Here is a 22,170-nt window from a genome sequence, read left to right as displayed (position 1 = left end):
TGCTGCCATGTTAAAGTTCGATAACGTTAGCAAGCGCTATTCCGAGGCCGGCGATGTGCTGGCCGGTATCAGTTTCCATCTCGAGCGTGGTGAAATGGCCTTTCTGACCGGCCATTCCGGGGCCGGAAAGAGCACCCTGTTCAAGCTGATCGCGCTGATCGAGCGCGCCAGCCGCGGCCAGATTTTTTTCGACGGGCACAATGTCAGCCAAGTTCAGGATGATCGGATTCCTTTTCTGCGCCGCAAAATGGGCTTGATCTTTCAGGACTTCAAACTCTTGCAGGATCGCACCGTCTTCGACAACGTGGCGTTGCCGCTCGCGGTCGCCGGTTACGGGCATCATGAAATCTCCCGGAAGGTCAGGGCGGCGTTGGACAAGGTCGGACTTTTGGGCAAGGAAAAAAAATTTCCGTTGACCCTGTCCGGCGGCGAACAGCAGCGCGTCGGCATCGCCCGTGCTGTGGTGAATAAACCGCCGATGATCCTGGCTGACGAACCGACCGGCAATCTGGACCCCGAACTGGCCGCCGAAATCATGACTTTATTTACTCAATTTCAACAACTGGGAGCCACCGTATTGATTGCTTCTCATGACATTGCGCTGATCAACAAAATGGACCGGCGCGTATTGACGCTCGACCATGGCCGGCTGATCGCAGGATAATGATGAAACGCAAACGCGCCGTAAATAAAACCCCGCCTCGTCCGGAAGTGCCGCACAATAAGGTCGCCGGCGGCGATTTTCTCGACAAATTGCATGCCTATCGCGATCTGCATGCGCATGCGTTTTTTTCGAGCCTGGGCCGGCTGCTCGTCAAGCCGTTCACGACCGCCCTGACGATTGGCGTGCTGGCGATTTCTATCGCGCTGGCCGCCTGTTTTTATCTCCTGGTTGCCAATCTCGAGCAATTGACCGGTACGATCGAGACGAGCAATCAAATCTCGCTGTTTCTGAAAGATACGGTCAGCGAAGCCGAGGCCAGGAAGCTGGTTCAAACGATCAGCAAAAATGTCGAGGTTGCCGAGATCAAATTGATCAGCAAGGACGAGGCGTTGGCCGAATTCAAGGCCAACAGCGGTCTGGATACGGCGCTCGATGCGCTCGAAGGCAATCCGTTGCCGATCGTGCTCGAAGTCTTGCCCGTGCCGGCGCAAACGAACACCGCGGCGTTGCAGAAACTCCAGCAGACCTTGCAGCAATACCCCGAAGTCGATGAGGCGCAGTTGGATATGCAATGGCTCGAACGGATGCAATCGATCATCAAACTCGCGGAGCAGGCCACCCAAAGCATCAGCATCCTGCTCGGATTCGGTGTCTTGTTCATCACCGGCAATACGATTCGGCTGGAGTTGCATAATCGGCGCGAGGAAGTCGTGATTGCGAAATTGGTCGGCGCGACCAACCGCTTCATTCAACGGCCTTTTTTGTACGGCGGCTTCTGGATCGGCTTTTTGTCCGGCGTCGCGGCCTGGTTCATCGTGACCGTGATCATGTTGCTGCTGTGGCGCTCGGTCGAGAATCTGTCGCTGCTTTACGAGGGCAGTTTTCACCTGCGTTTTCTCGAATACGGCGAATCGGTTTATCTGATTCTGTTATCGTCGAGCCTCGGCGTAATAGGTTCCTGGGCGGTTCTGGCTTATCAGCTTCGGCAATTGCGCCCCGAGTAAGATTGAACTTGCAAAATGATTAGCACTCTTAAAAGCGGAGTGCTAGAATTAAATCAAGTTGACTACCCGAGGTACACTACATCATGAGTCATGCATTAACCTTACCCGTTAATTTATCGGCCGGAACATTCGATGCCTATTTGAATCTTGTCCGGCAAATGCCCAGATTAACATCCGAGCAGGAGCGCGAATTGGCGATAAGGTTTAGAGATCACGGCGATCTGGAAGCCGCGCGGCAACTGGTCATGACCAATCTGCGTTTCGTCGTGCATGTGGCCAGAGGCTACAGCGGTTACGGCCTGTCGATGCCGGACATCATTCAGGAAGGCAACATCGGCCTGATGAAAGCGGTTAAACGCTTCGATCCGGACGTCGGCGTGCGTCTGGTCTCGTTCGCGGTGCACTGGATCAAGGCCGAGATTCACGAATATGTGATCAAAAACTGGGGCATCGTCAAAGTCGCGACCACCAAGGCGCAGCGCAAACTGTTCTTCAATCTGCGCAAATCCAAGCAGGATATCGGCTGGCTGTCGCACGACGAAGCCAAGGCGATCGCCGAAGACCTCGATGTCGATGTCGCCACGGTCTATGAAATGGAGCAGCGCCTGAGCAGCCGCGATGTTTCGTTCGACATGCCGGCAGACGACGATGATGAGCAGACCTACGCCGCGCCGACGCACTATCTGCAACAACACGGCGCCGACCCGGCCGTTTTGCTCGAAAATGCGGAGTGGTCCGGTCATAAGCAGGATTTGTTGATCGACGCTTTATCCGAACTCGACGAGCGCAGCCAGGACATTCTGTCCAGCCGCTGGTTGAGCGAGAAAAAAGCGACACTGCATGAACTGGCCGAGCGTTACAACGTATCGGCCGAACGGATCCGCCAGCTCGAACAAAATGCGATGAAGAAATTGCGGACGGCGGTACTGGCGGCCTGATCGTCTACACATTGAATACTTGGAAGGCTTAACGGGATTCCCGTTAAGCCTTTTTTATTGCCTGCGGTAGGGGGTACGCTGCGCGTACCGTTTTGATATGATAAAACCCGCTCAGAGGCCAGAGAGAAATCATGTCCACTTTTATTAGCCGAAAAATAATCCGCAGGCCTGGGCATGCTTTTTATGCCTGATACGTAGGCTAAACCAAATCATCCAACTCTACAGCCAGGGCTTCGGCAATAGCTTTTAACGCGGCTACGCTACCGGTACGCTTACCGCCTTCCATTTGCGCGACGGTGGCTTGCTTGAGTCCGCAGCGTTCAGCCAATTCCGTTTGCGTAAACCCCCTGTATTCTCGCCAAACCTTGATCTTATTCTCGCCGTCTGCGATTCGGTATACCACGTTGGCGGGGACCAGCTCACCCTCCGACGTCATGGCTTGATCATAGGTTTTAATGTCATCCAACATCTCCGCTTTTTCAAGCAATTCGTCATACAACGCGATCGGAATGACTGCAAACTGCTTTTGCCCGTTATGTTCGATAAATTGAATGCTCATTTGTAAATATCTCCTCGGCTATCGATCTTAACCGCCTCGATCACCATCACAGCATCGATGATGCGGTAAATGGCGCGATAATCGCCAATCCTTAGTCGAAATCCCTCGCGTCCTTCCAGCTTTTTTACGTCCAAACCGATAGAGTCGCCTGCGGCCAACTGGTTAAACGCCGTCCTGAATCGCACCTGATAAGCCGCGGGTAATTTCAAAAAAGACTTGGCCGCTAGTTTGCGATAAGTAATGTTATACATGGCTAAATTATAGCATTTCGCTATATTCGTTCAAGCGCTTAAGCGAATCGGTTGGGATTAAGCTTGCGTTGCGGTAGATGGGGTACGATGCAGCTCCTACTCATCTCTGATACAATCGAGACTAACTCAAGAAAGGGATGGCGGCGCCAATGACTTCATCAGACCGTACTAAAGACGAACTCCGCAAACAACTGCGCGAAGCCGCGCTTGAGTATCACGAATTTCCGGCCCCCGGCAAGATCAGCGTGACGCCGATCAAGCCTTTGGCCAATCAGCGCGATCTCTCGCTGGCCTATTCGCCCGGCGTGGCGGCGGCCTGCGAGGAAATCGCGGCCGATCCGGCCAACGTCTTCAAATATACCGCACGCGGCAATCTGGTCGCGGTGATCAGCAACGGCACCGCGGTGCTGGGTCTGGGCAATATCGGTCCGTTGGCCGCCAAGCCGGTGATGGAAGGCAAGGGCGTGTTGTTCAAGAAATTCGCCGGCATCGATGTGTTCGATATCGAGATCGACGAGCAGGACCCGGACAAGCTCTGCGACATCATCGCGGCGCTCGAGCCGACTTTCGGCGGTATCAATCTCGAAGACATCAAGGCGCCCGAGTGTTTTTACGTCGAGCGTAAACTGCGCGAGCGGATGAAGATCCCGGTATTCCATGACGATCAGCACGGCACCGCGATCATCGTCGGTGCGGCGATATTGAACGGATTGAAGATCGTCGGCAAATCGATCAAGCAATGCAAGCTGGTCGTTTCCGGCGCCGGAGCGGCGGCGTTGGCCTGTCTGGATTTGCTGATCGATCTGGGTTTTCCGATCGAAAACATCACTGTGACCGATCATCACGGCGTGGTTTACCAGGGCCGTGCGGAGGCGATGGACCCGAACAAGGCCCGTTTCGCCCGCGAGACCGACGCGCGCACACTCGGCGATGTGATTCCGGACGCGGACATTTTCCTGGGCCTGTCGGCCGGCGGCGTATTGAAACCGGAAATGGTCAAAACGATGGCGGCGCGGCCATTGGTCCTGGCACTGGCCAATCCGAACCCGGAGATTCTGCCCGAAGAGGTCAAGGCGGTGCGCGATGATGCGATCATTGCGACCGGCCGCTCCGATTATCCGAACCAGGTCAACAACGCCTTGTGTTTCCCGTATATTTTCCGCGGTGCGCTGGACTCGGGCGCGACCACGATTACCCGTGCGATGGAAATCGCCGCGGTCAGGGCGATTGCCGAATTGGCCGAGGCGGAGCAGTCCGAAATCGTCGCGAGCATTTACGGCATCAGCGAACTGACGTTCGGGCCGGATTATCTGATTCCGATGCCTTTCGACCCGCGCCTGATGACCACGATTGCACCGGCGATCGCCAAGGCCGCGGCGGAATCCGGGGTCGCGACGCGGCCGATTCAGGACCTTCCGGCTTATATTGAACGCCTGCAGCAGTTTGTCTATCACAGCGGCACCTTCATGAAGCCGGTGTTTCGGGTCGCCAAAAACGCTCCCGCGGAAAGAAAGCGGATCGTCTTCGCCGAAGGGGAGGATGAGCGCGTGCTGCGCGCGGTGCAGATGCTGGTCGATGAAAATATCGCTTATCCGACTTTGATCGGCCGGCCGGTCGTCTTGCAGCACCGTATCGAAAAGCTGGGCTTGCGTATCAAACCCGGCATCGATTTTACGCTCGTAAATCCCGAGTATGATGAGCGTTACCGTGATTTCTGGAAAACCTATCTGGAGATGACCGTGCGCAAGGGCGTCAGCGAGGCCTACGCGAAAATCGAAATGCGCCGCCGTCTTACCTTGATCGGGGCGATGCTGGTTCATAAGGGCGATGCCGACGGGATGATTTGCGGGCTGTTCGGCACGACCGCGTCGCACCTGCACTATATCGATCAGGTGCTCGGCAAGCGCGCCGGGGTGAACGTTTACGCGGCGATGAACGGGCTGATCCTGCCCGATCGTCAGGTTTTGCTGGTTGATACGCATATCAATCACGATCCGAATGCGGAGCAACTGGCCGAAATCACCCTGCTGGCGGTCGAACAGATGCGCCGTTTCGGCCTGGTGCCGCGCGTCGCGTTATTGTCGCATTCGAACTTCGGGACCAGTCAAAGCGAGTCCGCGCAAAAAATGCGCGCGGCCTTTGCGATCATCCAGCAGCGGGCGCCGGACCTGGAGATCGAAGGCGAAATTCACGGCGACACCGCGCTGGATTACGATATGTTGAAAAAAATGATGCCGGATACGAAGCTGAAAGGCAGCGCGAACCTGTTAGTGCTGCCGAACATCGATGCGGCCAATATCGCCTATAACCTGCTCAAGACCGCGTCCGGCAACGGCATCGCGATCGGACCGGTTCTGCTCGGCTGCGCCCGGCCCGTCCATATCCTGACGCCGGCCGCGACGGTGCGGCGGATCGTGAACATGGCTGCTTTTTGTGTCGTGGATGCGAATGAAGAAATGTCATGACCCGCCGCGTCGCCGCTCAAGAGACCGTCGAAGACGGCCTATCCTTCTGGAAATGATGGCTGTTTGAATTCATTTATATCGGGATTGTCAACGCGGTCGTAAATTTCTTCGACCGTCAGCGTCAGGCCAATCGATTCAAAAGTGACGGAGTCGTCCAGCGAATAATACTCCGTTCGCCAATTGTTGCTCTTTCGCAGCACTTCTACTGAAACAATATCCTGCTCTATCAGGACATATTCTTGTAAAGACGGCAGGTTAAGATAGCGAACAAGTTTCGTCGTGGTATCGGTTTTCCGGGTTGCCCTCGACAGCACCTCGACAATGATAATCGGGGAGGTTGAGAAATAATCGTCTCCCGACATTTTGCTACAGTCCACGAGCACATCGGGATACACATAATCCTTGCCTAGCCGCACTTTCATGTCTGCCATGAACGTGGCGCAGGGCGTACCCTTAAGGCGATTGCCGAATTCACGGGCTAAATAGCCGCAATACAATTATGGTTATATCCGGCGCCGGCCATGGCGTAAACCTGACCGTCAATATACTCGCGCTTCACTTGTGAGGCGGGTTCGCTGCTCAGGTATTCCTCTTCGGTCAGCAAAAAACTCTCGGCTTGACGGTCTTGCGCCATCGCACGGTTCTCGGTGGAATGAAATGGATGCGGCCCATTATATCCTGACGCCGACTGCGGCGGCCTCAAAAATTGATGAACAGCGATCCCATGATCAAATGGTGCATGGTGTTATTCGTGTGGGTCGTGTCATCCAGATATTGATTCAGGTAACCCGCTTCGGCCCGGAAGTTTTTATTGAAAGTCCAGCCGAGGCCCGCAAACGCCCGGTTCTGATCGAAACCGGATTGGCCGCCGAATTTTGTCGAGTTCGCGCGGATGAAAAACTCATCCCAGGCGATCAGGCTCAAGCGCGGTTCGAGATCCAGAGGATGCATGAAGCGGATCATCTGACGCGGCCGGAAACGCACATCGTCGCCTTTTAAAAAATTGCTTTCGACCATCGTCCGGAACATGAAGGTGCCGAAGTCGGTCGGCAGCACATAACGGAACGCCGGCCATACATCCTGCTGAGACACATAATCCTTGCCGACGTTTTGGGTAGGCAGCCAGGTATAGCCCGCCCAGATCGTGGCGCGGTCGCTCAGCGAATAGCCTATTGCCGTGCGGACCATGCCCTGGTACCAATGATCCCAGTTGTCGTCGAAGCGGGATTGGCCTTCCAGCCAGATGCGTCCCTTTTCGAGTCTCGGATCGACCACTTTCAGGCTGCCTTCGCCGACGACTTGCAGCCAGCTGCCGGCATCCTGCAGTAAGTCATCGGCCGCGACGGCGGTCGATGCAAGACTGACCGAACTTAAAATGACTGCCGTCAAGCCGAGGCGATTTATTGCTTTCTTTTTCATAGCGTTTGATCACTCCAAGTACATAAAACTGTCTTTAAAGACGAGCGACGGCTCATAGTGCGGTCGTATCACTCTAATCCGCTGGAGATTCAGCAAGATACAGGCCATTTTTGATTGTTTTTATAAATCAATGGCTTTGTTAATCAGGCTTAATGAAATTTAACGCCATGACGTTGAGAAAAACCGCTGAAGGCAAAGCCGATGGTGGAAAATAACCAACCATTTTAGTGTTGATTTACCTGGCGGCTAGTTTTACTATGGATTCAGTTTTTTCCATTAAATTCATCAACGGAGCGTCAAATGAAATTTTCCTATGCAATCGCGGTATTCGCCTCATCGGTCGGCTGTGCCGTAGCGGCTGATGTCGTAGTCCCGGTTAGTACTGTCAGCGACCAGGGTGTGGTCAAAGCGATCGGCAGCGTCAAAATCAGCGAATCGTCAAAGGGATTGACATTTGCCCCGTCTCTCGAAGGCCTGTCTGCCGGGGAACACGGCTTTCATGTGCATGAGAATCCGAGCTGCGATGCCAAGGAAAAGGACGGCAAGCTGACGCCGGCATTGGCGGCGGGCGGTCATTACGACCCGCAAGCCAGCAAAAAACATGAAGGCCCGGAAGGCAGCGGCCATTTGGGCGACCTGCCGAAATTGGTTGTCGGCGCGGACGGCAAAGCCACAGCCAGCGTTGTGGCGCCGCGCCTGAAACTGGAGGATGTCAAAGGCCGCGCGCTGATCATTCATGCCGGTGGGGATAATTATTCGGACGAGCCCGAGCCTTTGGGCGGCGGTAAGGCGCGGATTGCCTGCGGTGTGATTAAAGGCTAAAATTTGTGGGGCGGCCTCTGCTGTCCCAAAATGTAGTATCATTCCCACGCTCCCGCGTCACGCACCGCTGGAGCGGTGCAAACAAAGGTGTTCCCTCACTTGGAGCGTGGGAGAACGATGAGATAAAATTGCGGAAAGTTGTTCACCAAATCCTAAACGCGGTAGCCTGATTGTTACCGCCCCGCGTCTCTTTGAAATCAGCAGATTTCTAATACAAAAGCCGCCTGAGACAATCGCTGGCACGCTATAATGCAACTCGCAGATATGCGAATGATCCTTATTTTCTTCTAAAATCGATTTGATGCAGGCAAAACAAATTTTTTCTCGCCATCGCGTGTATTGGCTTGTGGGTCTGCTCGTCCTGCTGTTAGCGGCCGGCGCGGCGCTGCGTTTTTATTGGCAAAGGGAGACCGAATCGAAGCAGGCGTCTTTGGCAGATTCGACCGTGCAGATCGCCTACGGCGACATCGAGGAAAACGTGACTGCGCAAGGCAAGCTCGAACCGAAGGAGTATGTCGATATCGGTGCCCAGGTCAGCGGGCAATTGCAGAAGCTGTTTGTCGAGATCGGCGATGTCGTCAAAACCGGCCAACAGCTGGCTCAAATCGACCCGCGCATCTATGCGGCCAGGGTGCAAGCAGATGAGGCCAGTATCAATAATTTAAAAGCGCAACTGGTACAGCAAGAAGCGTTGATCTTGTTTGCAAAACGCCAGTATGCGCGTAACCAGCAATTGTATCCGACCAAGGCGGTCAGCCAGGAAACGCTGCAAAACAGTGAATCGAATTACAAGGCCGCCATGGCGCTCGCCGATTCGATCCGGGCGCAAATACAGCAAGTTGAATCGACGCTTTCCGGCGACCGTACCAATCTGGGCTACACGAAAATTTTTGCGCCGATGGACGGCACCGTCGTGCAGCAAACCGCCCGCGCCGGTCAAACCCTGAACGCGAATCAGCAGACCCCGAACATCATGCAGTTGGCCAAGCTCGATAAGATGACCGTGCGTTCGCAGACCGCCGAAGCCGACATCATGCGCATCAAGACCGGTATGCCGGTCTATTTTACGACGCTCGGCTCGGAGCAGCGCCGCTGGCAGGGCGTCGTTAGGCAGATATTGCCGACCCCGGAAGTGCTGAATAATGTGGTCCTCTACAATGTGCTGATCGATGTGGATAATACCGACGGACAACTGATGAGCGGCATGAGCGCGCAGGTTTTCTTCGTCCTCGGCGAGGCCAAACACGTGCCGGTGATCCCGGTCAATGCACTGGGCAAACGCCTGCACGATCAGGACAATCCACAGGGTAGGGCGTATCAGATCAAGGTGATAGTGTCCGACAACCAGGCACGCGAAAAGGTGATTCATGTCGGCTTGCAGAGCCGCCGTTTCGCCGAGATTCGCGATGGCTTGGCGATCGGCGACCGGGTCAAACTGACGCTGGCCGCCAAGAAGAACGGGGGCAGGGACTCCTACCGACCGCCGAGCATGCCGCGGATATGAGCGCAAATCCCGCAAAAGCGGAGCCGTTGCTGAACCTAGAGCACATCTGCCGGACCTTCAAAAGCGGCGACAATCTGATTCGGGCGCTGGACGATGTCTCGCTGAAGATTTGGTCCGGCGAGTTCGTCGCGATCATCGGTCAGTCCGGTTCCGGAAAATCGACGCTGATGAACCTCCTAGGCTGTCTCGACCGGCCGACATCGGGCTGCTATCGGGTCGCGGGCCGGGATGTCTCCCTGTTCGATCCCGACGAACTGGCCGCTTTGCGCCGGGCCACCTTCGGCTTCGTGTTTCAGCGCTACAATCTGCTCGGCTCGGCCAGCGCGGAAGAAAATGTCGAAATTCCGGCGCTTTACGCGGGCGAACACAAGACCGACCGTATGGCCAGGGCGCGCAAACTGCTTGCCGATCTGGGCCTTGGCGACCGCTGCGACCACCGACCTTCGCAGTTGTCCGGCGGCCAGCAGCAGCGGGTTGCGATCGCAAGGGCCTTGATGAACAATCCGCCGGTGCTGCTCGCGGACGAGCCGACCGGCGCGCTGGACAGCCGCAGCGGCGAGGAAGTGATGGCCTTGCTCGGCGCACTGCACAAGTCGGGACGCACGATTCTGTTGATCACGCACGATGCCGGCGTCGCCGCGCATGCCGACCGGATCATCAATATCAGCGACGGCAAAATCAGCGACGATTCCGCACCCGAAGGCGGCAATACGCCGCACCCGGAGGTGAAGATCGATACTGGCGGCAAGGCCGGCATCCTCGCGGACATCGGCGAAGCGGTCAAGACCGCCTTGCGCGCGCTGCGGGTCAATCTGTTCCGCACCGCGTTGACCCTGCTCGGCATCATCATCGGCGTCGCCGCGGTGGTCACGATGCTGGCGGTCGGCGAGGGCAGCCAACAGGACGTGCTCGATCAGATCCGCTCGATGGGCACCAATCTGTTGTCTATCCGCCCCGGCGCGCCGGGCCTGCGCGGCGCCAGCGACGTGATTACCCTGACGCCCGACGATGCGGACGCGATCCAGGAACTGCCGAATGTCGAGGTCGCCCTGGCCGAACGCAGCAGCCGGCAAACGGTCCGTTTCGGTAATATCGATTATGCGACCAGCATTCAGGGCGTCGGCGCGGCCCTGTCCAGGGTCCGCGACTGGCCGGTCGCGGAGGGTGATTTTTTCACCGAACGCGATATCCGCCGCTATGCGCCAGTCGTCGTACTCGGCCAGACCGTCGCGCAGATTCTTTTTCCCGAGGGCCTCGATCCTCTGGGCCGCTATATTCTGATCGGCAATATCCCTTTCGAAGTGATCGGCATCATGTCGCCGAAAGGCGCGTCCGGCTTCGGCGGCGATCAGGACGACACGGTGTTCGTGCCGGTCAGTACCGGCCTGATTCGCCTGTTCGGACAGAATTACCTGAACGGCGTCACCGTGCGCGTGACCGATGTTTCCACGATCGAAGACACCGAGGATGCGATTAACAATCTATTGCTGTCGCGCCATCAGACCGAGGATTTTCGGATACGCAACATGGCGTCGATCCTACAAACCGCGACCGCGACGCAGAATACCTTGACCACGCTGCTCGGCACGGTCGCGGCGATTTCGTTGCTGGTCGGCGGCATCGGCGTGATGAACATCATGCTGGTCAGCGTGACCGAACGCACCCGCGAAATCGGTATCCGGATGGCGGTCGGCGCGCGCCGCCGCGACATTTTGCTGCAGTTCAACACCGAGGCGGCGGTGGTCTGCACCTTGGGCGGCATCTTGGGCGTCTTGTTCGGTTACGGTACCGGCAAGACGATTTCGATGTTCGAGATGCGCGTGATTTTTTCGCCGCTGCCGGCCATCCTGGCGTTTTCCTGCGCGTTCGGCACCGGCGTGCTATTCGGTTTTTTGCCGGCGCGCAAGGCGGCGCTGCTCGACCCGGTCGTGGCGTTGGCGGCGGAATGATGCGGATCAAACAAGGAATTTTTGGCGTTTTGCTGCTGCTTGCCGGCTGCTCTTTAGTGCCCGATTACCAGCGTCCGGCCGATGCCGCGCCCGAAGCCTGGAAGAATCAAACACCGAAACCGACCAGCGGGGCAACGATTTCCCCCGACTGGTGGAAACTGTTCGGCAGCGCCGAGCTCGATCGTTTGATCACCGAAGCCTTGAGTAATAACCGCGATTTGACCGCGGCGATCCAGCGCATCGACCAATTCCGGGCGCTCGCGAAAATCGCCGGCGCGCCGTTGCTGCCGGCCGTCGGCGCGATTGGCCGTCATATCTACACCGACAGCACCCGTTCCGGTTCAGGTCTGAACACCTTGGAAGGCCAGTGGAACCTGTCCTATGAGGTCGATTTGTGGGGCAGGCTTCGGGCCGGCCGCGACAGCGCCCACGCGCAACTCGACAGCTCCCGCTTTTCTTACGATGCCTTGCGCCTGACCGTGATGGGCGATGTCGCGCAATCCTATTTTACGCTGCTCGGGTTGCGCGATCGCAGACGCATCGCGCTGGATAATCTGAAAAACATCAGCGACGTGCTGGACATCATCGAATCGCGCTTCGAGGCCGGCGCCGCGACCGCGCTCGATGTCGCGCAGCAGCAGACCGAGCGTGCGAACGCCGCGGCCGCGGTGGCCCGGCTCGATCAGGACATCGCGCAAAGCGAAAACGCGCTGGCGGTGCTGCTCGGCCGTCCTCCGCAACAGTTCGAACCGCGCGGCCAAAGCCTGCAAGGCATTTACATTCCCGGTGCCGATCCCGCCCGCCCGGCCACTTTGTTCGAACAGCGGCCCGATATCCAGAGCGCCGAGGCCGAACTGATCGCCGCGCATGCGGACATCGGCGTCGCGCGCGCGGCCTTCTATCCGAAACTTGAACTCAACGCGGACAATATCTTCACCGCCGCGATGATGTCGCAGCCGGCCGGTATCGGGGTCGCGCTGGCGTCATCCCTGACCCAGCCGATCTTCCAGGGCGGCCGCCTCGAAGGCGAACTCGAGCGCACCAAGGCAAGGCGAGGCGAACTGGTCGAGATTTACCGGCAAACGCTGTTGACCGCTTACCGCGAGGTCGAAGATGCGCTAGCGCTCGGCAGCCAGGCCGCGCGCCGCCGCGAGGATTTATTGCTGTCGGTCGACAGTGCAAGGCGGGCTTATGAACTGGGCCTGGATCGCTATCTGGCCGGCGCGACCGATTATCAAACCTTGCTGAATGTGCAGCGTAGTTTGTTGAACGCGCAGGATAGCGAGGTGCAGGCGCATACGGATGTGTTGACCGCGTCGGTGTTGTTGTACAAGGCGTTGGGCGGCGGCTGGCGGCGTTTGTAGGGTACGCTGCGCGTACCTTTCGCATGTTCAGAGCATCCGAAAACTTCTGAAAAGGGTATGCGCAGCATACCCTACGCCCACTAACGAAGGAGTTCCAACGTTCGCGATTGATGGACTTCGAGCCTCTACTGTTCCATGATCTTGTGGATTTTGAAGGCTTTGGACGAGGGATGTTAGCGGTGCATCGGAGGTGTTTGGCTAAATTTTATCTAACCGGCAAGAGCCCTAGTCGATCGAGCCATTTTCTGTGCTATAATGGCACCTTCAAGACAGGAGAGGTGGCAGAGCGGCTGAATGCGCCAGACTCGAAATCTGGTATACGGTTTACCGTATCGAGGGTTCAAATCCCTCCCTCTCCGCCAACACTCTCGATAAAATCAATATTTTAAGAAGATCATTGGTTTTATATCTCATTTGTAGTCTACCTTTCGGTTTTGGTTAGATAACTGCAGCCTTCATCGCGATTGCTGCGTTTCGCTCTCAAGTTTTGTCTGGTTAAAAGCGAGCCCGGAGTTCCGTTTTGAGGCTGAGCGGAAACACAAAATGTGGCGTTGTTTTTTGATACTGTCTGTGTCCAATCTAACATGAAATGGTACGAGAAAGCTAAGGGCCTGATGGTCTATAAAAAAATACGTCAAGATGATTTGCTTGGTGTGTTCGGAGTCACTACCCGTGGAGCTGTTGGCCACTATTTGACCGGCAGAAGGCAGCCCGGTCCGGCCCAGATGAAAGCCTTAGCCGATAAACTTGGATGTTCACTGGATGAGTTGATGACGGAGGGCGAAGTCAATCCGCTACAACTGCAAATTAATCTAATTATCCGCGCCGCCGAAAAAGCGATGGCAATGTCATCTCATCAATTCACGGAATCGGAACGGTTAGGTGTGTATCGAGCGGCCTTTGCCGCTGGCTTAGATATGGAAGTGACCTATGATCAGCTAACTGCGTATCTTGGTAGTTTCGTTAGAAAATAATCAAAATAGCAAGTAGCCAGGATGCAGTATAACGGAATCAGGGAAGAGCGGAGCCGATTACCCCGCATTTCGCATTGCCGTATGCGGGCTACCTGCTAGTGATAAAACTCCCTAATAATCTGTTGCTGGCGTTCTTGCTCCATATCGCTTTGCCTCTGCGAATCATAGTCCAGATAGTCGTCGTAATGATGCCTTGGCTTGCTCTGATTTTCCATTTGAAGCTGTCGCCGCTGTTGATCTAACCGCTGCCGTTCTTTGCGTTGTTGCTCTCGCTGCTGCTGTTCTAAGCGCTCTTGCTCGGCGCGTTGGTAATAAATATCGCTTCGTATCTCTGAATCAGTTTTCTGATTATAGCTGTAATGCTCTGGCTGACGCCTTTCCGCATTTTCATGCTCGATAGACAGGGCGTTGCCGATGTCTGACGTGACAGCAAGGATGATAAAAAGTGAGAGGGCTTTCATGGGATTCTCCCTGCAATTGTATTCAAAGTTCTGACGATAGCGTTTTGTTGGGATACTTTGTTTCCCAGGGGCAGCCGCAGTGATTTTGTATGGAATGACAGTCAAACCGAAACTCATCCCGTTCCGATACGTCATATTAGAAAGCGTATCGCAATGGCGAGTTCAGACCCATTGACGCCAAGCACGAGAGGAGTGCTTTATGTTGAGCAACCCAGCGACGAAGCCCGCTCAAAAAGCCCATGCTGGCTTTCAGGCCGCTTATCTGGCTTTGCTTGAAAGCGGTGAACTGGAACAGCGCGTCCGTATTGCCCGCCGGCATCTGCAAGACTGCGACCTCTGCGCGCGCTATTGCCGCGTTGATCGCATCCGAACCGTTCAGGGCGCGGTATGCCGGATCGGCGAGCGCGCCGTCGTTTACAGCTACGGCCCCCATCACGGCGAAGAAGACGTGCTCGAAGCGACTCTGATCGCGGCCCATCAAGGGCTCAGGCTGCCTCTGGTCTATAATACCGGCGGATTCGACAGCCCCGAGGCACTCGCCTTATTGGATGGCGTGATCGACATCTATATGCCGGACATGAAATACGGCGATTCTGCGATCGCCCACCGCTATTCCCATGTGCGCAATTATTGGGAGGTCAATCAAGCGGCGGTCAGGGAAATGCATCGTCAGGTCGGCGATTTACAATTGGACAAGAATGGCCTGGCCTATCGGGGATTGTGGGTACGGCACCTGGTTCTGCCGAACGGATTGGCCGGGACCGGGAAGGTGCTGGAGTTCATCGCCCGCGAGATTTCCACGGGCACTTATCTGAATCTGATGGACCAGTACTATCCCTGCTACCGGGCCGGCGGCATCCCGGAGCTGTCCCGCCCTGTCAGCGCGGCAGAGTATCAGGAAGCGCTGGCTGTCGCCCTGCGTCTTGGTCTGACTCGGCAGTCCGGCGCATAGAATGGGCGAACGAAGGAAATCCAGCGTTCGCGATTGCCTGGCTTCGTGCCTGAGTGTGCCTTAAATCCCACCAAGGTTAGCCATCCTGGCAAATATTGAACACGCTTTGAAACCTCTTGCCCCCGATGCTACTCTAACAGACCAGTTATTGGTAATTCGAGCGTCACACTAGCTCACCTCGTCACAAACCAATGACTAAGGGCTAGCGTTTTTTCTATAGGAATCCCCGTCAATCCGGCATGACAGCAACAGGAAAATCGCATAACCTTCTTGAAAGCAATAACCCTAATCTTGTAATGAAATTTATGAAATTTGCATAAAAACTTATGATAGGATTAAGTGGCGGGGTTGTCTGATTGATGCCGGCTTTATGGGAAACGCAGGGCAAGCTCTCGGAGAGCTAGGCAAAGTGCCTTGAAAATACCGATGAGACCACGGTCATTGTCCTGCTGGCGGCAATCTATGGCTTTGGCCGTGCCATTCGGTGGTGCGGGGATGCTTTGAGCTGCTATTGAGATTTCTCCCTCGACTCCGCTACAACCCGGTTCGAATCGGGAACAGAGGATTTTCACGGGACGAAGTGGATTCTATGGGGAACAATAACCGGAGCATTGCAATGCGCAGAGCGATTACCGTGATCTCATTTACGTTGTATGGGCTGTCCCTATTGATTTTTATTTCGGCACTGTTAATCCCTTTGCGGAGAGAACCAGCTTCACAAGGAGGCAAAACAGAGGCCTATGCATCGTCAGAATCATTCGATCAGTCTATTGATAAACCGATGCAGGAACAAACGCAGAGTTCCGAGGTCGATAATAAGCTAGAGTCATCCATCACGCAGTTTGAAGGCAAGGTTGAGCAAATCGATAATGCAATTGATACAAGCCGGGGGGATTTGCGCACTACGCAATCACTGCAAGCCGTCCCGGAGGCAACTATCCCGCCACTCGATGAAAAATCGCCAGAGTTAGTCAAGCCAATCGCGGCAGAGGAAAAAACTTCTCCTCCAAAGGGACCGGTGACGCTGCTCGTTCTGGGTGATGGCTCGTTTTCTCCAGGAGTGGCAATACCCATAGCCAGCGCACAAGAAGCGATCGATAACATTATCCCACTTATCCAGGCGCAGCCTTCGGATAAAGTCATTGTTGAGGGACATGCCGATAAATCGATACCGGATGGCTTCACCCCTTTGCAAGCCTCAAAGTGGAATAAAATCGTCTCGATGCTGCGGGCAACGTCTATCGCCCGACTGCTGAAGAAAAAAGGCGTCGCCGGCGACAGAATCATTGTGAAGGGGCTTGGCGATGCTGTTCCGGTGGCTTCCAACCGTACCAAAGCGGGCCGCTCGAAGAATCGCCGAGTGGAGATAAAACTCTCGCCTGCTCGACAGAAATAGTTAAATTGCACTTTGCCTGGAAATCGTTTGTCCTTAGAAAGCCTGCCCTTTGAAAATCTGCCTGATCCGGCATATTTTTTCGACCTAGACTATTATCGGTATTTGCTCAGTCGAATGATGGACAGTCTATGGGCGGAAAGAAGCTTGATGGTGGTGGCGGGCCCGAGTGGTTCGGAAAAAGCCGCCTTTACTGAGAAACTCATGGCGTCTGTTTCCGAGAATACTAGAATAATCTGGTTAGCGAAGCCGCCCGCTAGCAGTGACGATCTGTTATTTTTTCTGACACAAGAATTGCAAATCAGCCCTGAATCGCCCGACAGGACTTTTGTTTTAAGAGATATTAAGGAGTATGTGCTAAAACTCCATAACGAGGGCAATCGTTGCCTGGTCATTATGGAGGAAGCGCATAAAATTTCCGACGATGTGCTGGAATGTGTCCGGCTTTTGAACAATCTGGAACAAGGTAGTATGTATATAAATCATTTTGCATTACAAAACATGCCGTTTGAAAATGTTGCTGATCCGTCATGCTTTTTCAACCAAGGCGATTATAGCCGTGTGCTCAGCCGCATGATCGATAGTTTGTCGGCGGGCAAAGGCTTGATGGTGGTGGCGGGGCCAATCGGCACAGGGAAAACCACCTTGAGTCAAAAACTCATCATATCCGTTCCCGAACAAACCAGAATCATCTGGTTAGGCGAGCCTCCCGAGACCAGTGAAGAATTGCTGCTTTTTCTGACACAAGAATTGCATATCAGCCCTCAATTGCCCGGCAGAGTTTTTGTGTTAAAGGATATTAAGGAATCTTTACTCAAGCTTCTCAATGAGGGCAATCGCTGCCTGTTGATTATAGATGAGGTGCATAAAATAGCCGACGAGGTGCTGGAGTGCGTCCGGCTTTTGAATAATCTGGAACAAGGCAGTTTCAAGCTTATTCAAATACTCCTGGTTGGACAGGATGACTTCCTTGTTAAATTGAACAGGCCGAATCTGGAGTCGTTCAAACAGCGCATTGCCTGGTTGGAATCGATTGGCCAAATGACTCCTTTGCAAACGTATGAGTATATTCTGCATCGATTGAAAGTCGCGGGGAGTCAGTCGAGCATTTTTACTGACGATGCCCTTGAAACCGTCATCTATGCGGCTCGCGGCACACCTCGTTTAATTAATACGTTTTGCGACAGGGCGCTTCGTATTAGCTATGAAGCCAACAAAACGATCGTTGATCTGGATAGCGTGAGACAGGCAGCTGATGAAATAGGCTTAGGCGGTGAAGTTTTTCTGCGGCTGGTGAATCGTCGCGGGGAGGAAACGCAGCAAAAGGTTGCACCGCAGGCTTCGTACTTAAAGGAAAACACCGAGACGATCGAGTCCGATACAAGAAGAATGGAAAGCCCACCTGTTGGCAAAGTCCAATCGGCGCCTACACATCAGGATAAATCCTCATGGTTGTTTACGATATTGCTGCTTTTGGGCTCCCTTTTATTGTTGGCAGCGAGTCTTTTGTTTTATACCGAAAGCATGTGAGCGTGAACTCGACGTTTTAACTTTGTATTCCTTGGCTTTTTATAGGCAAGCGATGGTAAAAGTAAAGGCTTTTCATTCCAGAGGCTGCGGGTATATTCGATAATAACAGTCCAGAGGGCTTTGACATGGTTAATGATGATCGAACCCACCTATCCCGCTCTCGCGCGAGAAATATCGAACAACAACAGTTAAGGCGACGGGTGCTGAAAATCGTCAACCGCTATACGTTGTTATCGAGTGGCATGGGACTGATTCCGACGGTTTTGTTATATCAGATCGCCGTAGATGGCGTGTTAAGCAAAATACTGTGCGACCTCTGCGGGCTTTACGGTACCCACATGAGCAAGCAAAAGAATAAAGCGATCGTAGCCGCTATTCTCGGTGGCGCGCATTCCGAATGGATTAGCGTTTATCTGGGAAGTAGCATCAGAAAAATCCTACCCAGCTTGACAGCAGTCGGCCATCCCGTTGTCCGACCGGTCGTTGCGGCCGGCATCACTTACTCCATCGGTAAACTTTTTATTCAGCATTTCGAGAGCGGCGCCTGGTTGCAGGAAACATCGGCAACGAGCGTATTGCGTCTTTCTATCCGGCAAAGAGGTTAGGACAAGAAACGTCCTTACAGATAGGACGCAGGATCATCGGCATGAATCATGCCCCTGTACATCTGACAACCGTAGGCCCCCTTGCATTAGTTGTTTTATTCTGACGCGTATTGCGCTAGACTTTAGTATTGAATCGATACAAAATAGCAATAAAGACCGGTTACAGGGGTGCATTATGAGATACAAGATGCTTACTTTGCTGATGTTGTTATTCAGCCTAATGGGGTTCAGCGGCATCGGGGTTGCCGGCACGGACAAACCCGATTTTGAACAGCTCAAGAAGAATTATTATGACGCGCACCCCGGCAAGGGATCGCACGCCGCCTATTGGGAGCCGATTCCAATCCAGAAATACTGGAATCCGAAGGATTTCTACAAGCCGCCCAAAACCGTTCAGGGCGAATTTGGCCGCGCTGCCTGCGCCACTTGCCATGAAGCCTCCACGCCGGGCGCATTCCATGCCTGGAAAAACAGCGTCCACAGTAATCTTTCCGCGATTCGAAACCTGCCGGACAGCGATGTGCGCGCCTACAAAAAGCAAAAGCTGGCCGAAGTGGAAGGCAACCTGGTCAAACAGGGTCTCCTGAAACAAGGCCAGCCGCTCGATCAGGTCGGCTGTATCGATTGTCACGGCGGTGTCGGTAAAGAAAAAGTCAACCACGCCGAGAATCTGGTGATGCCGGACCGCGCGGCCTGCGGCACCTGCCACCTGGATGAATTCGCCGAAGCCGAGTCGGAAAAAAACCAGGAATGGCCGCAGAAACAGTGGGGCAAGGGCCATCCTTCCCATGCGGTCGACTGGGAAGCGAACGTCGAAAACACCATCTGGGCGGCCATGCCGGAACGGGAAGTTGCGCAAGGCTGCGACATGTGCCATTACCAGCAAAACAAATGCGACGGCTGTCATACCCGCCACAGCTTTTCCGCCGCCGAAGCCCGGCAGCCGGAAGCCTGCTCCACCTGCCACAACGGCGCGGATCACAATGAGTTTGAAAACTTCATGATGTCCAAGCACGGCACCGTGTATCAAACGCAGGGTAAAGCCAAGTGGAATTTCGAGGTCCCGCTGAAAGACGCGATCGCGAAGGGCGGCTATACGGCGCCGACGTGCCAGGTCTGCCACTTCGAATACAAAGGCGGCTATTCCCACAATCTGGTGCGCAAAGTGCGCTGGGCATTCAACCCGACGCCGGCCATCGCCGACAACCTCGGCCATTCCTGGTTCGAGGACCGCAAACAGGCCTGGGTCGATACATGCAGCTTGTGCCATTCGGCCAGCTTCGCGAAGGCCTATCTGGATGCGGCCGACAAGGGCACCATACAAGCCTTGGCCGTGGAGCAGGAAGCCAAGAAAGTTGTCACTCAGCTTTATGACGACGGCCTCTTGGTTGGGCAGAAAACCAATCGCCCCCATCCGCCGGCGCCGGAAAAGGATGCGCCGGGCGGCTTCTTCCAGTTGTTCTGGGCGAAAGGCAACAACCCCAGTCGCGTCGAGCGTATCCATGCCGACATGTGGGAGCATGATTTGATCAAACATTATAAAGGCATGTTCCACACCAATCCGGGCGGCTTCACTTACACCGAAGGCTGGTCGGAGCTGATGAAGGACTATGCCGAAATCATGGATGAAGACACCCGCCTGCGCGAGGCGTCAGGGAAATCAGCGGCCGGCAGTAAAGCAGTAGCCGCACCGGCATCAACGGCAAAGAGCAAAGAAGGTGGCAGTGGCCTGAGTTTCACCGGCCTGTTATTGATCGTGTTGGGACTTGGCGTCGCCTATAAGGTGTTTGGACCTTTTCGATTCAAAAAAGCAGAAACCAGCGAACAGGGCGAAGAGTCCAAGTGATGTCTGAAAAAACAAGGAAGGCACTGCTTTTGTTGCTCAGTATCGTGCTGCTCGCAACGGGCGGTACGATGTTGTACCGGCAATGGGCATCCTCGCCTGCGATGCAGGCGGATGGCGGTGAACAACTTGCTGTCCGCCATGCGCCGGCAGCACAGACCGGTGCGCCGGGCCGTTTCCCTGCGCAGTCGGTCGAACGCTATATCTTTAGCCAGGACGGCAAGGATCTATTCGATCTGCTGCTTGCCCGCTATCAGGATAACGAAGGTATGCAACAGGGCGCGGTGCTGTTTCCGAAGGACGCGCAGGAGATTGCTTCCAGTCCGACCGGCTTGCGTCATGATGTTTGGCAGTCCGCCGCCGATGTGATTGCCCGCAAGGCGCCGGAAGACGCCCTGTTTCTGAGCTGGTGGGACGATGGCCAGCGCATCCGTTACCTGAGTGGCAAGGCGCCCTGGTTGCAGAGACCGGCCATGCAGACTTTCGTCAATCCGGTGTGGAAGGCGTTGAAGGACAATCTGCCCTTGGCATCGGCCGAGGAGGGCGCGCGCTTGATGCAAATGGCGCGCTGGCTGACCATGGATAGCGACACAGCCCTGGCCGAGATCGCCGCGCATTTCGGCACCTCGCGGCCCGTCTATCTGCTGGTGAATAATGACCTGCTGTTGCATCTGGCCGAGCTTTCCGCCTACGGCGGCGCGGCCTTGGCGCTCGATTCCAAAAATATCCTGGCGGGCAATGACTTGCATGGGGATATCGCCCAGGTCAAGCGCTGGGCTCAAGAAACCGGCGACGGCAATTATCTGGCCCAGAAAGAAGGCAATTATTACCGCGTCTGGTCCACGCCCGATGCGAAAGCGAAAAACTCGCTGCTGGTGCGGCTCCTGCCTTTTGTCGATTCGTTAAAGCAATTGCCCGAGGGCGTCAGCCTGGTCTACCAGAGTCATTGGGGCGGATTTCTGTCCATTTACAAGGTCGATCAGCCGCCAATGCGTTAACGCCTGAAGCGCGGAGAAGAGCGAGGGCTCGACGCTCAGGATTTTTGTTTCTGCTTCAGCTCGAACGCGGCCAATTGCTCGGGCGTTGCCTCCTGCTGATATTTCTCGCGCCATTCCTGATAAGGCATGCCATAGACGATCGTCCGGGCTTGTTCATAATCGACCGCTTCGCCGCGTTCCTGCGCGGCCGCCGCATACCATTTGGCCAGGCAGTTCCGGCAAAAATCGGCCAGCAGCATCAAATCGATATTCTGCACCTCGGTATGCTGTTGAAAATGTGCGAGCAGCCGTCTAAAGGCCGCCGCCTCGATTTCTGTCTGTGTTTGTTTATCCATACCTATTCTCCTGTAATTCAAAACCATTTTATCAGAATCCAAAAGTCGAATGATGTACATTTCACCGCGTCACCATTATAATACCAACCCATTCCTGATGGACTAACAGTCCACGACCTCGGAACTTGCAGGTTCCTGCC

General features: G+C 54.9%; 22 protein-coding genes and 1 tRNA gene. 16 read left to right on the top strand and 7 right to left on the bottom strand.

What is annotated here, in order from left to right:
- The first annotated feature begins 7 nt into the window (after positions 1–7).
- From ftsE to rpoH, 3 genes are all read left to right on the top strand, one after another.
- Entirely contained in the window at positions 8–664 is a 657-nt protein-coding gene (gene ftsE / locus METLA_RS0109285) for a cell division ATP-binding protein FtsE (RefSeq protein WP_024298292.1), read from the top strand.
- Between the two features lie 2 nt (positions 665–666).
- Positions 667–1,668 carry a permease-like cell division protein FtsX gene (gene ftsX, locus METLA_RS0109280; protein WP_084480108.1) on the top strand — a complete coding sequence of 334 codons (1,002 nt, stop codon included), beginning with the start codon at positions 667–669 and terminating at the stop codon, positions 1,666–1,668.
- 83 nt (positions 1,669–1,751) lie between these two features.
- Positions 1,752–2,606, top strand: coding sequence for an RNA polymerase sigma factor RpoH (gene rpoH, locus METLA_RS0109275; protein ID WP_024298290.1), 855 nt, complete (start codon positions 1,752–1,754; stop codon positions 2,604–2,606).
- 199 nt (positions 2,607–2,805) lie between these two features.
- Here the strand turns inward: rpoH and METLA_RS0109270 are convergent, their stop codons facing one another.
- Both METLA_RS0109270 and METLA_RS0109265 read right to left on the bottom strand, forming a co-directional pair.
- Complete coding sequence (locus tag METLA_RS0109270; RefSeq protein ID WP_024298289.1) at positions 2,806–3,165, bottom strand: helix-turn-helix domain-containing protein; 360 nt, start codon at positions 3,163–3,165, stop codon at positions 2,806–2,808.
- Positions 3,162–3,416 carry a type II toxin-antitoxin system RelE family toxin gene (locus METLA_RS0109265; protein ID WP_024298288.1) on the bottom strand — a complete coding sequence of 85 codons (255 nt, stop codon included), beginning with the start codon at positions 3,414–3,416 and terminating at the stop codon, positions 3,162–3,164. Before METLA_RS0109265 ends, METLA_RS0109270 begins: the two co-directional genes overlap by 4 nt.
- 149 nt (positions 3,417–3,565) lie before the next feature.
- Here METLA_RS0109265 and METLA_RS0109260 point away from each other — a divergent pair, with 149 nt between their 5' ends.
- Positions 3,566–5,881 carry an NADP-dependent malic enzyme gene (locus tag METLA_RS0109260; RefSeq protein WP_024298287.1) on the top strand — a complete coding sequence of 772 codons (2,316 nt, stop codon included), beginning with the start codon at positions 3,566–3,568 and terminating at the stop codon, positions 5,879–5,881.
- A gap of 38 nt (positions 5,882–5,919) precedes the next feature.
- On the opposite strand, the gene METLA_RS20795 is transcribed toward METLA_RS0109260, so the two are convergent.
- The 3 genes from METLA_RS20795 to METLA_RS0109250 all read right to left on the bottom strand — a co-directional run bounded on the left by METLA_RS20795 (position 5,920) and on the right by METLA_RS0109250 (position 7,300).
- Complete coding sequence (locus tag METLA_RS20795; protein WP_342665867.1) at positions 5,920–6,312, bottom strand: Uma2 family endonuclease; 393 nt, start codon at positions 6,310–6,312, stop codon at positions 5,920–5,922.
- Positions 6,313–6,359: 47 nt separating this feature from the next.
- Positions 6,360–6,515 (bottom strand): hypothetical protein, encoded by a 156-nt coding sequence (locus METLA_RS23845; RefSeq protein ID WP_342665866.1) that lies wholly within the window; start codon positions 6,513–6,515, stop codon positions 6,360–6,362.
- Positions 6,516–6,580: 65 nt separating this feature from the next.
- Positions 6,581–7,300, bottom strand: a complete 720-nt coding sequence (locus METLA_RS0109250) for a DUF2490 domain-containing protein (protein ID WP_024298286.1) — start codon at positions 7,298–7,300, stop codon at positions 6,581–6,583.
- A 300-nt stretch (positions 7,301–7,600) separates the two neighbouring features.
- Between METLA_RS0109250 and sodC the strand changes: the two genes are divergently transcribed.
- From sodC to METLA_RS0109220, 6 genes are all read left to right on the top strand, one after another.
- Entirely contained in the window at positions 7,601–8,122 is a 522-nt protein-coding gene (sodC, locus tag METLA_RS0109245) for a superoxide dismutase family protein (RefSeq protein ID WP_024298285.1), read from the top strand.
- Positions 8,123–8,423: 301 nt separating this feature from the next.
- Positions 8,424–9,626: an efflux RND transporter periplasmic adaptor subunit gene (locus METLA_RS0109240; protein ID WP_024298284.1), complete on the top strand. Its 1,203-nt coding sequence runs from the start codon at positions 8,424–8,426 to the stop codon at positions 9,624–9,626.
- Positions 9,623–11,575, top strand: coding sequence for a MacB family efflux pump subunit (locus METLA_RS0109235; protein ID WP_024298283.1), 1,953 nt, complete (start codon positions 9,623–9,625; stop codon positions 11,573–11,575). Before METLA_RS0109240 ends, METLA_RS0109235 begins: the two co-directional genes overlap by 4 nt.
- Positions 11,575–12,939, top strand: coding sequence for an efflux transporter outer membrane subunit (locus METLA_RS0109230; RefSeq protein ID WP_245598768.1), 1,365 nt, complete (start codon positions 11,575–11,577; stop codon positions 12,937–12,939). Before METLA_RS0109235 ends, METLA_RS0109230 begins: the two co-directional genes overlap by 1 nt.
- 272 nt (positions 12,940–13,211) lie before the next feature.
- Positions 13,212–13,301 (top strand) — tRNA-Ser (locus METLA_RS0109225).
- Between the two features lie 222 nt (positions 13,302–13,523).
- Positions 13,524–13,913, top strand: a complete 390-nt coding sequence (locus METLA_RS0109220; RefSeq protein ID WP_024298281.1) for a helix-turn-helix domain-containing protein — start codon at positions 13,524–13,526, stop codon at positions 13,911–13,913.
- A 95-nt stretch (positions 13,914–14,008) separates the two neighbouring features.
- Here METLA_RS0109220 and METLA_RS0109215 read toward each other — a convergent pair whose 3' ends face one another.
- On the bottom strand, positions 14,009–14,374 hold the full coding sequence (locus METLA_RS0109215; RefSeq protein WP_152539412.1) for a hypothetical protein: 366 nt from the start codon (positions 14,372–14,374) through the stop codon (positions 14,009–14,011).
- 199 nt (positions 14,375–14,573) lie between these two features.
- Here METLA_RS0109215 and METLA_RS0109210 point away from each other — a divergent pair, with 199 nt between their 5' ends.
- The 6 genes from METLA_RS0109210 (at position 14,574) to haoB (ending at position 21,695) form a co-directional block, all read left to right on the top strand.
- Positions 14,574–15,326, top strand: coding sequence for a radical SAM protein (locus METLA_RS0109210; protein ID WP_024298279.1), 753 nt, complete (start codon positions 14,574–14,576; stop codon positions 15,324–15,326).
- A gap of 616 nt (positions 15,327–15,942) precedes the next feature.
- On the top strand, positions 15,943–16,722 hold the full coding sequence (locus tag METLA_RS21420) for an OmpA family protein (RefSeq protein WP_161635400.1): 780 nt from the start codon (positions 15,943–15,945) through the stop codon (positions 16,720–16,722).
- Between the two features lie 27 nt (positions 16,723–16,749).
- A complete protein-coding gene (locus METLA_RS0109200; protein WP_245598767.1) occupies positions 16,750–18,249 on the top strand; it encodes an ExeA family protein in 1,500 nt (499 codons plus the stop codon).
- Positions 18,250–18,449: 200 nt separating this feature from the next.
- The gene (locus METLA_RS0109195) at positions 18,450–18,854 is read left to right on the top strand and encodes a hypothetical protein (RefSeq protein ID WP_036281615.1); all 405 of its coding nucleotides are present in this window, start codon (positions 18,450–18,452) and stop codon (positions 18,852–18,854) included.
- Positions 18,855–19,041: 187 nt separating this feature from the next.
- Positions 19,042–20,700 (top strand): multiheme c-type cytochrome, encoded by a 1,659-nt coding sequence (locus METLA_RS0109190; protein WP_281171943.1) that lies wholly within the window; start codon positions 19,042–19,044, stop codon positions 20,698–20,700.
- Positions 20,700–21,695: a hydroxylamine oxidation protein HaoB gene (gene haoB, locus METLA_RS0109185; protein ID WP_024298274.1), complete on the top strand. Its 996-nt coding sequence runs from the start codon at positions 20,700–20,702 to the stop codon at positions 21,693–21,695. Before METLA_RS0109190 ends, haoB begins: the two co-directional genes overlap by 1 nt.
- A 35-nt stretch (positions 21,696–21,730) precedes the next feature.
- Here the strand turns inward: haoB and METLA_RS0109180 are convergent, their stop codons facing one another.
- Positions 21,731–22,030, bottom strand: a complete 300-nt coding sequence (locus METLA_RS0109180) for a DUF1244 domain-containing protein (protein ID WP_024298273.1) — start codon at positions 22,028–22,030, stop codon at positions 21,731–21,733.
- Positions 22,031–22,170: the final 140 nt, after the last annotated feature.

The organism is Methylomicrobium lacus LW14 (assembly GCF_000527095.1).
Classification (GTDB): domain Bacteria; phylum Pseudomonadota; class Gammaproteobacteria; order Methylococcales; family Methylomonadaceae; genus Methylomicrobium; species Methylomicrobium lacus.
Note: the sequence above shows the minus strand (reverse complement) of the source record. Positions and strands in the feature narration are given on the sequence as shown.

What these genes read in the sequence shown, in the direction of transcription:
- ftsE (WP_024298292.1), top strand. Translation starts at nt 8, where the DNA reads ATGTTAAAGTTCGATAACGTTAGCAAGCGCTATTCCGAGGCCGGCGAT.
- ftsX (WP_084480108.1), top strand. Translation starts at nt 667, where the DNA reads ATGAAACGCAAACGCGCCGTAAATAAAACCCCGCCTCGTCCGGAAGTG.
- rpoH (WP_024298290.1), top strand. Translation starts at nt 1,752, where the DNA reads ATGAGTCATGCATTAACCTTACCCGTTAATTTATCGGCCGGAACATTC.
- METLA_RS0109270 (WP_024298289.1), bottom strand. Translation starts at nt 3,165, where the DNA reads ATGAGCATTCAATTTATCGAACATAACGGGCAAAAGCAGTTTGCAGTC.
- METLA_RS0109265 (WP_024298288.1), bottom strand. Translation starts at nt 3,416, where the DNA reads ATGTATAACATTACTTATCGCAAACTAGCGGCCAAGTCTTTTTTGAAA.
- METLA_RS0109260 (WP_024298287.1), top strand. Translation starts at nt 3,566, where the DNA reads ATGACTTCATCAGACCGTACTAAAGACGAACTCCGCAAACAACTGCGC.
- METLA_RS20795 (WP_342665867.1), bottom strand. Translation starts at nt 6,312, where the DNA reads ATGGCAGACATGAAAGTGCGGCTAGGCAAGGATTATGTGTATCCCGAT.
- METLA_RS23845 (WP_342665866.1), bottom strand. Translation starts at nt 6,515, where the DNA reads ATGGCGCAAGACCGTCAAGCCGAGAGTTTTTTGCTGACCGAAGAGGAA.
- METLA_RS0109250 (WP_024298286.1), bottom strand. Translation starts at nt 7,300, where the DNA reads ATGAAAAAGAAAGCAATAAATCGCCTCGGCTTGACGGCAGTCATTTTA.
- sodC (WP_024298285.1), top strand. Translation starts at nt 7,601, where the DNA reads ATGAAATTTTCCTATGCAATCGCGGTATTCGCCTCATCGGTCGGCTGT.
- METLA_RS0109240 (WP_024298284.1), top strand. Translation starts at nt 8,424, where the DNA reads ATGCAGGCAAAACAAATTTTTTCTCGCCATCGCGTGTATTGGCTTGTG.
- METLA_RS0109235 (WP_024298283.1), top strand. Translation starts at nt 9,623, where the DNA reads ATGAGCGCAAATCCCGCAAAAGCGGAGCCGTTGCTGAACCTAGAGCAC.
- METLA_RS0109230 (WP_245598768.1), top strand. Translation starts at nt 11,575, where the DNA reads ATGCGGATCAAACAAGGAATTTTTGGCGTTTTGCTGCTGCTTGCCGGC.
- METLA_RS0109220 (WP_024298281.1), top strand. Translation starts at nt 13,524, where the DNA reads ATGAAATGGTACGAGAAAGCTAAGGGCCTGATGGTCTATAAAAAAATA.
- METLA_RS0109215 (WP_152539412.1), bottom strand. Translation starts at nt 14,374, where the DNA reads ATGAAAGCCCTCTCACTTTTTATCATCCTTGCTGTCACGTCAGACATC.
- METLA_RS0109210 (WP_024298279.1), top strand. Translation starts at nt 14,574, where the DNA reads ATGTTGAGCAACCCAGCGACGAAGCCCGCTCAAAAAGCCCATGCTGGC.
- METLA_RS21420 (WP_161635400.1), top strand. Translation starts at nt 15,943, where the DNA reads ATGCGCAGAGCGATTACCGTGATCTCATTTACGTTGTATGGGCTGTCC.
- METLA_RS0109190 (WP_281171943.1), top strand. Translation starts at nt 19,042, where the DNA reads ATGCTTACTTTGCTGATGTTGTTATTCAGCCTAATGGGGTTCAGCGGC.
- haoB (WP_024298274.1), top strand. Translation starts at nt 20,700, where the DNA reads ATGTCTGAAAAAACAAGGAAGGCACTGCTTTTGTTGCTCAGTATCGTG.
- METLA_RS0109180 (WP_024298273.1), bottom strand. Translation starts at nt 22,030, where the DNA reads ATGGATAAACAAACACAGACAGAAATCGAGGCGGCGGCCTTTAGACGG.